Here is a 459-nt window from a genome sequence, read left to right on the forward strand (position 1 = left end):
TTGCGAGAGTTTTCCGAAAAGGGAAAGTCACCAGTTGGGAGAGTTACTCTCATATCACCTACCCACATAAGAGTTTCCGGGTTGACTTGAAAATGCGGCGGTTTTCAGAAGTCCGAAATTGGGAGAGTTACTCAAATATCGCCTACCCACATAACAGTTTTCTGGTTGAGTTGGAAATGTGGAGGTTTTCAGAAGTCGGAAGTTGGGAGAGTCTCCCTCAAACGGAAAGTCACCAGTTGGGAGAGTTACTCTCATATAACCTACCCACATAACAGTTTTCCGGTTGACTTAAAAATGTGGCGGTTTTCAGAAGTCGGAAGTTGGGAGAGTTTCCCTCAAACGGAAAGTCACCAGTTGGGAGAGTTACTCAAATATCACCTACCCACATAACAGTTTCCTGGTTGAGTTAGAAATGCGGCGGTTTTCAGAAGTCGGAAGTTGGGAGAGTCTCCCGAAAAG

Annotated in this window: 1 protein-coding gene; it reads left to right on the forward strand. The window is 45.3% G+C overall.

Annotated features, from left to right (window positions below; translation table 11 throughout):
* A partial coding sequence (locus P5674_RS25930) for a hypothetical protein (protein ID WP_315670491.1) occupies positions 1-272 on the forward strand: 272 nt, incomplete at its 5' end.
* Positions 273-459 lie beyond the last annotated feature (187 nt).

This window comes from Limnospira sp. PMC 289.06 (assembly GCF_032350395.1).
Classification (GTDB): domain Bacteria; phylum Cyanobacteriota; class Cyanobacteriia; order Cyanobacteriales; family Microcoleaceae; genus Limnospira; species Limnospira platensis.